A 13230-nucleotide genomic window follows, 5' to 3' on the forward strand; every position below is an offset into this window, starting at 1 on the left:
GTCGCAGATCGACCCCCTCACGCCTGTCCGGTTTCGAAGCGGCTCACCTTTCCGTTTTCCACCGTGAAGCGCCAGCGGGTGCGCATTTCGCCCCAGGTGTCGTTGCGGTAGTCCGCGACCAGGGAGAGGCCCTGGTGGGACTCGGACCGGACGTCGATGTGTCCCCGTGTCGCGAAGATCTCCCGGTCGCACCATTCGCGCAGGTCCCGGTCGGAGCCGTCGTCGGACATGGTGGCGTCGGGGGTGAGGGCGTCGAAGAACGCCTGCTCGTCGTTGTCGTTGAGGGCCGTGACCAGGGCTCGTACCGCGGGGTCGGACAGTCGGTTGGCGGAGAGGGTCATGAGGGGTTCCCGTCCTTCGTGCGGAGGATCGAACGTGCCAGGGTGATGACGGTGCCGCCCGCCGCCCAGGCGGACAGCACCAGGAGCGGGCCGGTGAGCGCGTTGCCGCGGAAGTAGGCGAGGGAGCGCGCGGCCCAGGTGCCGGCGCCCGGGGGGAGGGCGGGGCCGAGGGCGCGCCAGAACGGGGGCAGCATCGGGTAGGGGTAGGCGCCGCCCGCGCTGGGGTTGCCGAGGATGACGATCAGCAGGATCGCCAGGCCGATGCCGATGATGCCCAGCAGGGCCTGGCAGGCCAGGGTGGTGGCGCCGACGGCGAAGACGACCAGCGCGCCCAGGCCCCACAGGCCGAAGAACGTGCCGGGCAGTGCGTCCAGGACGGGCCCGACGATGAGTGTGCCCGCCAGTCCGGCGGCGAGCGCGTACAGGGCGAGCGCGGCCAGCCGGATGACCGCCCGGTGCCCGTTGGAGGGGCGCGCCCCGGCGCTGATCGCGAGGATCGCGGCGCACAGGTAGCCGCCGACGCACCAGCCGACGACGAGGTAGAAGGACGACAGGCTGCGGCTGTCGCCCGGGTCCGCGGGGATCACGTCCACGGTGCGCACGGTGCGGCGCTCGGCCTTCTCCGCCGAGCGGACGACCAGTTCGACCGCCTGGGCGAGGGAGGCCCCGCCGCCACTGGCCACCAGGAGCCGGTCGGTGCGGCCGCGCGGGTCGACGATCAGCACGCCGTCGAGGGTCCGGTCGGCGAGCCGGGCCCGCGCGGCCCGTTCGGAGGGCACCGCGCGCGGGTCCAGGGGGGAGCCGGGCAGCCGGCTCAGCTTGCCCACCAGCTGCCCGCGGGCCTGGGCCGGGGCGACCACGCCGAACGGCACATCGGTGGGCCGGGGGTGGTGGAAGGCGCCGGTGTACGACGTGATGAACGCGATCATCAGGCCCAGCACGCCGAGCACCAGCAGCGAGGCATGGGGCGTCACCGCGCTCCGCACCTCCCGGAGGAAGGTGGTGCGGGTGCCGTCGTCCGTCGTGGCCATGCGGTCGCTCCTCGTCACGCTGCCGGCTGCCGGTCCGGCGCGCTGGGTGCTTTTGCTCCGTTATCTTCCGTTTGGCGGTGGGGGTGCGCAGATCGGGCGGGGCCGATCGGCGGATGGCGAGCGGGAGGCGGGCGGGGCTCCCCGGGCAGGTCTTCGTACGAATGTTCGATGGCGGGTTATGGTGGAGGGGAGGAACGAGGGACACAGAGTCAGCCGGGGGGCGGATGAGGCGCAGGAGGTGCGGATGCCCGGGTTCACGCATCTGCACACCGCTTCGGGGTTCTCCCTGCGCTACGGCGCCTCCCATCCGGAGCGGCTCGCCGAGCGTGCCGCCGAACGCGGGATGGACGCCCTCGCGCTGACCGACCGGGACGGGCTCTCCGGGGCCGTACGGTTCGCCAAGGCCGCCGCCGAGGCCGGTATCCGCCCGCTGTTCGGCGCCGAACTCGCCGTGGCGGAGCGGGAGTCGGACCCCGCGCCCCACGCTGCCGCCACGCGCCGCCGCACCCCGGTGCGCGGCGGCGCCTTCCGTGACGAGTCCGCCGCCCGCGCCGTCTTCCTGGCCCGCGACGGCGCGGCCGGCTGGGCCGCCCTGTGCCGGCTGGTCTCCGCCGCCCACGCCGGGCGGGGGGAGCAGCCCGTCCTCCCGTGGAGCGCCCTGGAATCCGCCGCGGGCGGGCTGACCGTGCTGCTCGGGCCGGACTCCGAGATCGGCCGGGCGCTGGCCGCCGGGCGCCCGGACCGCGCCGCCCGGCTGCTCGCCCCCTGGCGCGAGCGGTGCGGTCAGGCGCTGCGCCTGGAAGTCGTCGACCACGGGCGGCCCGGCAGCGGCCCCGGCTCCCCGCGGCTGGCCGCCCGCACCCTCGGCTTCGCCGTCGACCAGGGCGTCCACGCCGTGCTGACCAACGCGGTCCGCTACGCCGACCCCGGCCAGGGGCCGGTCGCCGACATCCTGGACTCCGCCCGCCGCCTGGTGCCGGTGGACCGGCACCGGCCCGAGGCCCGGGACGGCGGCGAGCGCTGGCTCAAGGACGCCGCCGCCATGCGCCACACCGCCGAGCGGGTCGCCGAGGCGGCCGGATTCCGCCGCGCCCTGGCCCACCGGCTGCTCACCATGACCGAGGAGACCGCCGGCGCGTGCCTGGTCGACCCGCAGGACGACATCGGGCTCGGCCGGGTCCACTTCCCCGAGCCGCGGCTGGTCGGCGCGGGCCGGCGCACCGCCGCCCGGGTGCTGCGCTCGCGCTGCGCCGCCGCGATGGTGCTGCGCGGCTACGACCGCGACCGCGCGCGCTGGGTGCGGCTGCACGACGAGCTGCGCACGATCGAACGGCTCGGCTACCCCTCGTACTTCCTGACGGTCGCTCAGGTCGTGGACGACGTCAAGGGGATGGGCATCCGGGTCGCGGCCCGCGGGTCCGGCGCCGGCTCCCTGGTCAACCACCTCCTCGGCATCGCCCACGCCGACCCGGTCGAGCACGGGCTGCTGATGGAGCGCTTCTTGTCCGAGCGGCGGGCGGCGCTGCCGGACATCGACATCGACGTCGAGTCCGCCCGCCGGCTGGAGGTCTACCGCGCGATCTTCGACCGCTTCGGCGCCGAGCGGGTCGCCACCGTCTCGATGCCCGAGACCTACCGCGTCCGGCACGCCGTACGGGACGTGGGCGCCGCCCTGGGCATGGACCCGGCACGGGTGGACCGCCTCGCCAAGTCCTTCCCGCACATCCGCGCCGGCGACGCCCGGGCGGCGCTGGCCGAGCTGCCGGAGCTGCGCGGGATCCGGGAGGCCGGCGGGGAGCGGCTGTGGCCGCTGGTCGAGGCGCTGGACGCGCTGCCGCGCGGGATCGCCATGCACCCGTGCGGGGTGCTGCTCTCCGACGCCACCCTGCTGGACCGCACGCCGGTCGTGCCCACCAGCACCGAGATCCCCCACCGCCTCGAGGGCACGGGAAGCGCTCCCCTCGCCATGTCCCAGTTCGACAAGGAGGACGTGGAGGACCTGGGGCTGCTCAAGCTCGATGTGCTGGGCGTACGGATGCAGTCCGCGATGGCGCACGCGGTCGCCGAGATCGGCCGGGCCACCGGGCGCCGGATCGACCTCGACGACCCCGCGCAGGTGCCGCCCGGCGACGAGGCGACCTACGACCTGATCCGTTCGACCGAGACCCTCGGCTGCTTCCAGATCGAGTCGCCGGGCCAGCGCGACCTGGTCGGCAGACTGCAGCCCGCCACCTTCCACGACCTGGTCGTCGACATCTCCCTCTTCCGGCCGGGCCCGGTCGCCGCCGACATGGTGCGGCCCTTCATCGAGGCCAGGCACGGCCGCAGGCCCGTCCGCCATCCGCACCCGGACCTGGCGGAGCCGCTGCGCGAGACCTACGGGGTGGTGGTGTTCCACGAGCAGGTCATCGAGCTGCTGCGGATCATGACGGGCTGCGCACGGGACGAGGCGGACGAGAAGCGGCGGGCCCTGTCGCACCCCGAGCAGCAGGGCAGGCTCCGCGCCTGGTTCGCCCGGTGCGCCGAGCGGCGCGGCTATGCGCCCGACGTCGTCGCGCGCACCTGGGAGATCGTCGAGGCGTTCGGCTCGTACGGCTTCTGCAAGGCGCACGCGGTGGCCTTCGCGGTGCCCACCTACCAGTCCGCCTGGCTCAAGGCGCACCACCCCGCGGCCTTCTACGCCGGGCTGCTCACCCACGACCCCGGGATGTACCCGAAGCGGCTGCTGCTCGCGGACGCGCGGCGGCGCGGGGTGCCGGTGCTGCCGCTGGACGTGAACCGGTCGGCGGTCGCTCATCGGATCGAACTGGTGTCCGGTTCGCATGGTGGCGGGCCCCGTTCCGGCGCGCTCTGGGGGCTGCGGCTCGCGCTCTGCGATGTGCACGGCATGAGCGAGGCCGAGGCGCGGCGGATCGAGGTCGGGCAGCCCTACCGCTCGCTGCAGGACCTGTGGCAGCGGGCCAGGCCGAGCCGCCCGGTGGCCGAACGCCTCGCCCGGGTCGGCGCGTTGGACGCCTTCGGCGCGAACCGGCGGGATCTGCTGCTGTACGTCGCCGAGCTGCACCGCCACGGACGGCAGGCGTCCACCGGCCAGTTGACGCTGCCGTCCGGGGCCCTCGACGGGGCGGGCGCGGAGCGGGGCGAGCCGGTCGACGCGGTCGAGCCGGCGGGGCTGCCCGACCTCGGCGACGTCGAACGGCTCAGCGCCGAGCTGGGCGTCCTCGGCATGGACGCCTCCCGCCATCTGATGGCCGACCACCGGGAGTTCCTCGCCGAGCTGGGCGCCCTGCCGGCCCGGCTGCTGCGCGGCGCCCGGCACGGCGAGACGGTGCTGGTCGCCGGGGCCAAGGCGGCCACGCAGACACCGCCGATCCGCTCCGGCCGCCGGGTCGTCTTCACCACGCTCGACGACAGCACGGGCCTGGTCGACTGCGCCTTCTTCGACGATTCCCACGAGGCGTGCGCGCACACCGTCTTCCACTCCTGGCTGCTGCTGGTGCGCGGTACGGTCCAGCGGCGCGGGCCGCGCAGCCTCAGCGTGGTCGGCGCCGCCGCCTGGAACCTCGCCGAGCTGGCCGAACTCCGCCGCGAGGGCGGGCTGGAGGCGGTCGCCGCCCGGCTCGCCACGGCACCGGAGAAGCCGGAGCGGCAGGAGGGGCGGCACGAGCCGGCGGCCGGGACGGACGACGGGCGGGACGGGCCGGGCCGCACCCTCCGGCTGGAGACCGGCTACGAGCTGCACCCGTGGGCCGACCTCCAGCCCGCGGGCGAACGCGCCGCCACCGGACGCAAGTTGTGGCACGCCAGCCCGGGGAGCGCGGGATGACCCCCGCGCCGGGGCCGCCCGCCGCACCGCCGGAGCCGTCCGGCGCCCCGCGGCAGCCGGGCCTGCTCCACATCCGCTTCCGGGCCGCCGGCGACACCCCCGTGAGCGCCGGGGAGTTCGAGCAACTGCTGCGGCTCCTGGCGCAGTTCACCCCGGTGGTCGAGGCGCTTCCGCCGGACGCCGTGCTGGCCGATGTGCGCGGCGCGCTGCGCTACTTCGACCGGGACGCGGCGGGCATCGCCGAACTGGTGCGGCTGCGCGCCCTGGCCTGGTACGGCGTACGGTGCACGATCGGGATCGGCGCCAACCCGCTGCTCGCCCGGATGGCGGCCGGCCGGGCCGCGCCCGGGGAGATCCGGTCCGCCCCCGGCGGCGCCGGAGCGGTCGCCGCGTTCCTCGACCGCCGCCCGGCCTCGGCACTGCACGGCGTCGGCCCGGCCACCGCCCGCGCCCTGTGCGCGTACGGCCTCGACAGCGTCGGCCGGATCGCCGCCGCACCGCCCGCGACCCTGCAGCGGATCCTCGGCGCGAAGACCGGCCGGATCGTGTACGAGCGGGCCCGCGGCATCGACCCGACGCCGGTGACGCCCAACGCCGCGGCCCGCTCGATGGGCGCGGAACACCGCTTCGCCCACGACGAGCTGGACCCGGCCAGGCGCCGCAGGGCACTGCTCTCGCTCGCCGACGACCTCGGCGCCCGGATGCGCGCGAGCGGACAGGTGGCCCGTGCGCTCACCCTCACCGTCCGCTACGCCGACCGCTCCACCACGACCCGCACCCGCCGGCTCGACGGGCCGACCGCGCACGGGCCCGCGCTGACCGGGGCGGCCTACGCGCTGCACGCCGCGCTCGGGCTGCAGCGGGCGCGGGTGCGGTCCGTGGCGCTGCGCGCGGAGGACCTGTGCCGGGCCGAACTCGCCGCGCGGCAGCTGACCTTCGACCCGTCCGACGACAGGGCGCACCGCATCGAGGCGGCCGTCGACCGGGCCCGAGCGCGCTTCGGCACCGGGAGCGTACGCCCCGCGGCGGCCCTCGGCCCGCCCGGCCGTACGCCCCCGCCCCCGGGCACCAAGCCCTTCGGGCCCGGGACCGCCCGGCCGTAGGCGACAGTTGCCCGGGCGCGCGCCCCGGCGCCTCAGCCGTAGAGCTTCTGTGCGTACGTGGGGCCGTAGTGCCGCTCCAGTTCCTCCAGCGGCATGTCCTGGAGTTCGACGCCCTTGACGATCCGGGCCCGCGACGGCAGGGCGTCGGGCTGCCAGGTCTCCGGATTCCACAGCTCCGAGCGCAGGAACGCCTTGGAGCAGTGGTAGAAGACCTCCTCGACCTCCACCAGCAGCGCCAGTCGCGGGCGGTTGCCCTTCACGGTCAGCTCGTCGAAGAACGGGGCGTCGCGCAGCAGCCGGGCGCGGCCGTTGATCCGCAGGGTGTCACCGCGCCCCGGGAGGAAGTACTCCAGCCCGACGTGCGGATTGCCGAGGATGTTCCGCATGCCGTCCAGGCGCTTGTTGCCGGGCCGGTCCGGGATCACCAGGGTGGTGTCGTCCAGGACGGCGGTGAAGCCCGCCGGGTCGCCCTTGGGCGAGACATCGCACCGGCCCTGCGCGTCCGCGGTGGCGATCACACAGAACGGTGAGCGGGCCAGCCACCGGCGGTCCAGGTCGTGCAGCCGGTGGCGGGTCTTGTTCGCGGCGTGGGAGCTGGGCTCCCCGATCAGCTCGCGCAGCTCCTCCTCCGACGAAATCTCCACCATCCCGGTCGGATCCGCGGCCCCCGCGCTCTTGCTCGGTGTCATCGGTGTCCCCCTCCTGTCCTCCGTGCCGCGGTCGTTGGTCAAGACGCCGTCGGCGGTGATGTCACTGGTCAAGGCGTTGCCGACTGTACGGGACGGCACCGGCCCCCGGCAGCCGTGCCGCAGGGGACCCGGGGCACCGGCACACCCTTGGCGCTTTGCCCCCGGACGTCCGGTGAGGGTCGTGTGCGGTTTCCTTCACCGTCACGCCGCTGGCACTCGCTGCTTACGCGGCCGTAACTTACTTGCCAGTCAACTGCGTTGGCCCTTGCGATCCGGATCGCGTGAACGGCTCACCGAGCACTTCGGAGTCCCCTCACCCCGCAAGGAGCATCGTATGAAGCTGCGCTGGTCAAGAACGCTGACCCTGCTGCCCGCCCTCGCCCTGGCCCTCGGTCTCACCGCCACCGCCCCAGCCGCCGCTGATGCCCCCACCATCCGCAGCGGCTGGAACAACTACTCCTGCAAGCCGTCCGCCGACCACCCGCGCCCGGTGGTCCTGGTGCACGGCACCCTGGGCAACGCCGTCGACAACTGGCTCGGCCTCGCGCCCTACTTGGTGGCCCGCGGCTACTGCGTCTTCTCCCTGGACTACGGGCAGCTGCCGGGCGTCCCGTTCTTCCACGGGCTGGGGCCGATAGACGCCTCCGCCCAGCAGCTCGCCGACTACGTCGACCGGGTGCTGGCCGCCACCGGCACCTCGAAGGTCGACATCGTCGGCCACTCGCAGGGCGGCATGATGCCGCGGGTGTACATGAAGTTCCACGGCGGCGCGGGCAAGGTGAACACGCTGGTCGGGCTGGCTCCCGACAACCACGGCACCGACCTGGACGGGCTGACCCGCCTGCTGCCCTACTTCCCCGGCGCCAAGCAGTACCTCGACCGGGCGACGCCGGGACTGACCGACCAGATCGCCGGCTCGGAGATCCTCAACCGCCTCAACGAGGGCGGCGACACCGTCCCCGGGGTGCACTACACCGTGATCGCGAGCAAGTACGACGAGGTCGTCACCCCCTACCGGACGCAGTTCCTCAGCGGCCCCGACGTGCACAACGTCGTGCTCCAGGACCTGTGCGCCCTCGACCTCTCCGAGCATGTGGCCGTCGGCCTCGCCGACCGCGTCGCCTTCCACGAGACGGCCAACGCCCTCGACCCGGCGCACGCCACCCCGACCACCTGCGTGTCGGGCTGATAGGGAGCGCTCCGGCCCCCGCCCGCGCGGGGGCCGGACCGTGCGCCTCCGGGCCGGGCCGCCGCCGTCAGCCGCCGGCCAGCAGGGCGTCGGTGCACTGTTCCGCCAGGTCCTCGGCGTACTCGGGCAGGGGGATGCCGCCGCGCAGATGGCGGCGCACCACGGACAGCGGGAGGTCGATGACGGCGAGCGTCACCCGGTCCAGGCCGGCCCTGCCGTGCACCCCCAGGGCCCCCGCGAGCGCCGCCACCGCCGCGCGGACCCGGATGTTCCCCTCCTCCGCGCGGAGCAGGTGCGCGTCGGACCAGTCCTCCCGCCCGAACTCCCCGGCCCCGTACAGCAGCAGCGCGGCCTCCGCCGGGTGCGCGCGGCTCCACGCCACGATGTGCCGGGCGGCCGCCCGGCCCCCGGTGCGCGGGTCGTCCGACGACTCCAGGGCCTCGAAGTAGCCCTCCTGGAAGCCCTCGACGGTACGCAGCCACACCTCGGCGAGCAGCGCCGTACGGCCGGTGAAGCGGTGGTAGAGCGAGCCGCTGGGTGCGCCGACGGCCGCCGCGACCGCGGACATGGTGACGCCCGAGGGGCCGGACTCGGCCGCCAGGCGCACGGCTGCGTCGAGGAGCTTCGAGGTGTCGAAGCGGGGTGGCCTGGCCATGTTCTAGAGGGTACTCTCCACTATATTGGAGATGTTCCTCTAGAACGAGGTGCCGGCGGGCGCGGGAGGGACGCGGGGACGCACCCTGCCGTGCCGTACCACCCTCGCCCCGCCCGCCCCGGCCCCGCCGTGGCCCGGCGGGCGGTACCGCCGTCCGGGTGAGGCCGGCCGCCGGCCGGGTGCCCGCGCGCACGCCGCACCACAGGGGAGTGCGGCGTGCCGGCGGCACCGGCGCGGCGGCCGGAGACAGGGTGACGCCGCCCCCGGCTGACGGAAGGGGGCGGCGTCGCTTCCCGGGCGGCCCGGGCGCGGGGCTCAGCCGCGGTGCCGGGCGGCCCGGCGGCGGCCGGTGGTGAACAGCACCCCGGCGCCCAGGGCCAGGACGGCGCCGCCGCCGATGGCCAGCGGGGTGGTGGAGCTGTCGCCACCGGTCTCCGCCAGCTGCTGTCCGTCGACCGGCTTGCCGCCGCCCTGCTGCCGCGCGGCGTTGCCGTCGGTCTTCGCGGGGGCGTCCGCCGCCGTGACCGAACCGGTGTGTCCCGGCGCGACGGCGTCGGTGTGGGCGCCCGTCCCACTGCCGCCGTGGTGGTGCCGGCTCATGTCCATCGACGACTTTCCGGCGGCCGCCGCGACCTGACGGTCGGTCGGCGCCGAGGCGGTGGGCGCGGACTTCGTGGCGGCGTTCTTGGCACCCTTCCCGAAGACCACGTCCGAGCAGGTGTAGAACGCCTCCGCGCTGTCCGACCGCTGCCAGATGCTGTAGATCAGGTGGCGCCCGGACCGCGCCGGCACCTTCCCGTCGAAGATGTACTCCCCGTTGACGAGCTTCGGGTCGGTGACCTTCGCGAACGGCTTCGACTCCAGGTCGGACCACTTCAGCGGCTTGGCCGGGTTGTAGCCGCTCTTGGTGAGGTACAGCTCGAAGTACCCCTTGTGGGGCGCGGTGGCCTTGTAGTGGAAGGTGTGCTTCCCCGCCCGCATCGCGGACGAGGGCCAGTCGGCACGGGGCAGGTCGAGGCCCTTGTACTCGGGGTTGTTGGCGCTGCACAGCTTGCCGTCCGGGATGCGGGACGTGGACTTGCCGCCGGCCTCGCCGTCCCGTACGCCGTTCCAGTCGTAGAGGGCCTGGGTGCCGCCGGCCTGGACGGCCGCCTTGCACGCCGCGGACTTCGGGCTCTCCGGCCCCTCCGCGAAACAGGCCGACACCCGGCTGACCGGGTCCGTCATCGAACCGTGCGCGGCGGCCGGGCTCGCGGTGAGCACGGTCAGCACGAGCGGGCCGATGCCGGCCAGTGCGATCCCGGTGGCCTTGCGACGAGCGGTCATCGTGGGGGTCTCCTTCAGTCGTTGCGTCGAGCGGGGCGTGAGGCGGCACAGCGGTGGGGGGTCGGAACACGGCCCGCGGCGCCTCCCCCGGTGGCGGCGCCGACGGCCCGCAGCGCCGCCTCACGAGAAGCACGCTAGCCCCGCTGAACAGCGCATTTGCCGCCGAAGGGCGGTTGCGGAGGATCTTTATGGCGGGCTTAAGGAGCGGCTAAGCGGGGGCACAGGCAGGCGGGGAGGAAACGGGCACGGGGCGTGCCGGGGCGCTCTGCCGGCCGCCTTCGTGGGCCGGCCCGCCCGTCGTGCACCGCCGGCGGCGGGGCCGGGCCGTGGGCTCAAGTCCGTTGGCGGGGCGGGGAGATGCCGGGCGGGGGAGGGCGGGCGACGGCGATCGGGAGTCGTGCGGTGGCCCAAGGCCGTTGAGATGGACGTCAGTTGTCCTCGGCGCCGGTGAAGTCGGCCGGGTCGCCGCCGAGGTCTTCGAGGAGGGTGTCCAGGTCGTTCGACGGTTCGGCCTCGGGGGCGGCGGCGAGGGGGAGTTCGGCCCAGATGATCTTTCCGTGGGCGGTGTAGCGGGTGCCCCAGCGCTGGGCGTACCGGGCGATGAGGAACAGGCCCCGGCCGCCCTCGTCGGTGGTCCGGGCGTGGCGCAGGTGCGGTGTGGTGCTGCTGGCGTCGGAGACCTCGCAGATCAGGTCCCGTGCCCGGATCATCCGCAGGCCGATGGGGCCCGTGGCGTGCCGGATGGCGTTGGTGACCAGCTCGCTGACGATCAGTTCGGTGGAGAAGCCGAGGTCCTCCAGACCCCACTCCCGCAGCCGCCCGGCCGCGGTCCTGCGGGCCTCGCCGACCGCGGACGGATCGGCGGGGATCTCCCAGGTGGCCAGCTGCGACCGGGGCAGCGCCCGGGTGCGGGCCAGCAGCAGCGCCACGTCGTCGACCGGCCGGCCGCCCGGCAGGCCGCCGATCACCGTGTCGCAGAGGTCCTCCAGCGGAGCCCCGGGATCGGCCAGCGCACGGCGGAGCCGGGTGATGCCCCCGTCGAGGTCGAGGGCCTTCCCCAGCAGCAGCCCGTTGGTGTACAGCGCCAGCAGACTGCCCTCCGGCAGCGGCAGTTCGACGGATTCGAAGGGCATGCCGCCCAGTCCCAGCGGCGGGCCGGTCGGCAGGTCCAGCAGCTCGCCCGCGCCGTCGGGGCCGACGAGCAGCGGCGCGGGGTGGCCGGCGCGGGCCAGGGTGCAGCGGCAGCTGACGGGGTCGTAGACGGCGTACAGGCAGGTGGCCCCGATGACCCCGTCGTCGGCGTTCGCGTCGTGGGCGACCCGGTTGAGCATGTCGTCCAGGTGCGCCAGCACTTCTTCCGGGGACAGGTCCAGGTCCGCGAGTGCCTGCACCGCGGCGCGCAGCCGCCCCATCGTGGCCGCGGCGTGCATCCCGTGGCCCACCACGTCACCGACCACCAGCGCGACCCGCGCCCCGGACAGCGGGATCACGTCGAACCAGTCGCCGCCGACCCCGCTCAGCGAATCGGCCGGCAGATAGCGGCAGGCGGCCTCCACCGCGCACTGCTCGGGCAGATCGCGCGGCAGCAGGCTGTGCTGGAGGGTCAGGGCCGCGTTGTGCTCGCGGGTGTAGCGGCGGGCGTTGTCGATGGAGATCGCCGCGCGGGCGACGAATTCCTCGGCGAGCACCAGGTCGTCGGGCTGGAACGGCCCGGTGGCCTGCCAGCGGGAGAACGCGGCCGCCCCCAGGAAGACGCCCCGCGCCCGCAGCGGCACCACCATCAGCGAGTGGAAGCCCAGGGACCGCAGGTGTGCGGCCCGGACCGGGCCCTCGGCCGCCCAGCCGCCGTCGGCGAGGTCGAGTGACTGGAGCAGCGTGGAGTCGCCCTCGGTGAGGCTGCGCACGACGGGCGCCGACGGGGGATAGGCGGTCGGTTCCCCGACGGTGATCACCGCCTCGGGGCAGCCCTCGCGCACGGACTGCTGCCCCGCACGGCGCATGGCGAGCAGATCCGCCGCGTCGAGTTCCCCGGGTGCCGCCTCCTCCCCGGAGAGCAGCGCGTCGAGCAGGTCGACGGTGACGAAGTCGGCGAGGTCCGGGACCGCGGCCTCGGCGAGTTCCTGCGCGGTCCGCCAGACGTCCAGCGAGCTGCCGATGCGTTCACCGGCCTTGTTCAGCAGTGTCATCCGCTGCCGCGCCCGGTAACTTTCCGTGACGTCGAGGACCATGTAGCAGATGCCGAGCACCTGGCCCGCCTCGTCCTCCATGCGGAAGAACGACGTGGAGTAGGCGTGCTCGCGCTGTGGATCGGACTGCGGGCGCCCCAGGTACTCGTAGCCGACGGAGGGGGTGCCGGTGCGCAGCACCCGGCGCATCTCCTCCTCGATGGCCTTCACGGCCAGGCCCGGCTGCACCTCGCCCAGGCGCTTGCCGAGGCGCTGCTCGCGGCTGGTGCCGCCCATCTGCTCCAGGGAGTCGTTCAGCCAGATGAACTGCAGATCGGCGTTCACCATGGCCACGCCGATCGGCGACATGCCGAGAATGCCCTCCAGAAACGACCGGCTCGCCCCTGACCAGGGGGTCTGTGTCAGCTCCGCGGCAAGGACGAGCCGCGAGAAGCCCTTTCGGCCGTCCAGCACCGGCAGCACCCGGAACTCCAGGTCCAGGCGGTGCCCGTCCTTGTGGCGCACGGCCTCCAGCCCGCTCCAGCCGGTCGCCGACGCCAGCCGGTCGGTCCACCTGCTGTCAGGCCCCGGGCCCGCGCCCACCACCGCGAAGAGGTCCGTCAGCGGCCTGCCGACGGCCTCGGAGACCCCGTAGCCCAGGAGCCGCTCGGCGCCCGCGGTCCAGCCCCGCGCCACCCCCGCGCGATCGGCCATCACCACGGCCGTCCGTGTGAGGTCGAAGACCCCGTCTCCGGAGAGACGGCTGCTCTGGGAAGCACTCATCTGGCCGGTCCAATGCCGGTCCCACCATGCGGCAGACGCTCTGTCCGGGGCGGCGCCGCCGCATCCGACCGGCCCTTACCACGGTACTCCCTCCCCCTGCCCGGGGCTCTTCCCGGAGCCGC

9 protein-coding genes are annotated in these 13230 nt (G+C 74.6%); 3 read left to right on the forward strand and 6 right to left on the reverse strand.

Annotated elements, in window-relative coordinates:
- Positions 1 to 17: 17 nt before the first annotated feature.
- Together K7396_RS28435 and K7396_RS28440 are read right to left on the reverse strand one after the other, a co-directional pair.
- The gene (locus K7396_RS28435) at positions 18 to 341 is read right to left on the reverse strand and encodes a hypothetical protein (protein ID WP_086719214.1); all 324 of its coding nucleotides are present in this window, start codon (positions 339 to 341) and stop codon (positions 18 to 20) included.
- Positions 338 to 1372: a DUF3533 domain-containing protein gene (locus tag K7396_RS28440; RefSeq protein WP_086719213.1), complete on the reverse strand. Its 1035-nt coding sequence runs from the start codon at positions 1370 to 1372 to the stop codon at positions 338 to 340. Before K7396_RS28440 ends, K7396_RS28435 begins: the two co-directional genes overlap by 4 nt.
- Before the next feature lie 244 nt (positions 1373 to 1616).
- Between K7396_RS28440 and K7396_RS28445 the strand changes: the two genes are divergently transcribed.
- Positions 1617 to 5198, forward strand: coding sequence for a DNA polymerase III subunit alpha (locus K7396_RS28445; RefSeq protein WP_152105029.1), 3582 nt, complete (start codon positions 1617 to 1619; stop codon positions 5196 to 5198).
- Positions 5195 to 6301 carry a DNA polymerase Y family protein gene (locus K7396_RS28450; protein WP_086718924.1) on the forward strand — a complete coding sequence of 369 codons (1107 nt, stop codon included), beginning with the start codon at positions 5195 to 5197 and terminating at the stop codon, positions 6299 to 6301. The genes K7396_RS28445 and K7396_RS28450 overlap by 4 nt, the downstream gene beginning before the upstream one ends.
- Before the next feature lie 32 nt (positions 6302 to 6333).
- On the opposite strand, the gene K7396_RS28455 is transcribed toward K7396_RS28450, so the two are convergent.
- A complete protein-coding gene (locus K7396_RS28455) occupies positions 6334 to 6990 on the reverse strand; it encodes a pyridoxamine 5'-phosphate oxidase family protein (protein WP_086718920.1) in 657 nt (218 codons plus the stop codon).
- Between the two features lie 334 nt (positions 6991 to 7324).
- Between K7396_RS28455 and K7396_RS28460 the strand changes: the two genes are divergently transcribed.
- Positions 7325 to 8179 carry an esterase/lipase family protein gene (locus K7396_RS28460; RefSeq protein WP_086718921.1) on the forward strand — a complete coding sequence of 285 codons (855 nt, stop codon included), beginning with the start codon at positions 7325 to 7327 and terminating at the stop codon, positions 8177 to 8179.
- A 67-nt stretch (positions 8180 to 8246) separates the two neighbouring features.
- Here K7396_RS28460 and K7396_RS28465 read toward each other — a convergent pair whose 3' ends face one another.
- The 3 genes from K7396_RS28465 to K7396_RS28475 form a co-directional block, all read right to left on the reverse strand.
- Positions 8247 to 8834 (reverse strand): TetR/AcrR family transcriptional regulator, encoded by a 588-nt coding sequence (locus K7396_RS28465; RefSeq protein WP_086718922.1) that lies wholly within the window; start codon positions 8832 to 8834, stop codon positions 8247 to 8249.
- A gap of 315 nt (positions 8835 to 9149) precedes the next feature.
- Positions 9150 to 10160, reverse strand: a complete 1011-nt coding sequence (locus tag K7396_RS28470) for a lytic polysaccharide monooxygenase auxiliary activity family 9 protein (RefSeq protein WP_086718923.1) — start codon at positions 10158 to 10160, stop codon at positions 9150 to 9152.
- A gap of 428 nt (positions 10161 to 10588) precedes the next feature.
- Complete coding sequence (locus K7396_RS28475) at positions 10589 to 13108, reverse strand: SpoIIE family protein phosphatase (protein WP_152105030.1); 2520 nt, start codon at positions 13106 to 13108, stop codon at positions 10589 to 10591.
- Between the last annotated feature and the right edge of the window lie 122 nt (positions 13109 to 13230).

This window comes from Streptomyces angustmyceticus, assembly GCF_019933235.1.
GTDB classification, from domain to species: domain Bacteria; phylum Actinomycetota; class Actinomycetes; order Streptomycetales; family Streptomycetaceae; genus Streptomyces; species Streptomyces angustmyceticus.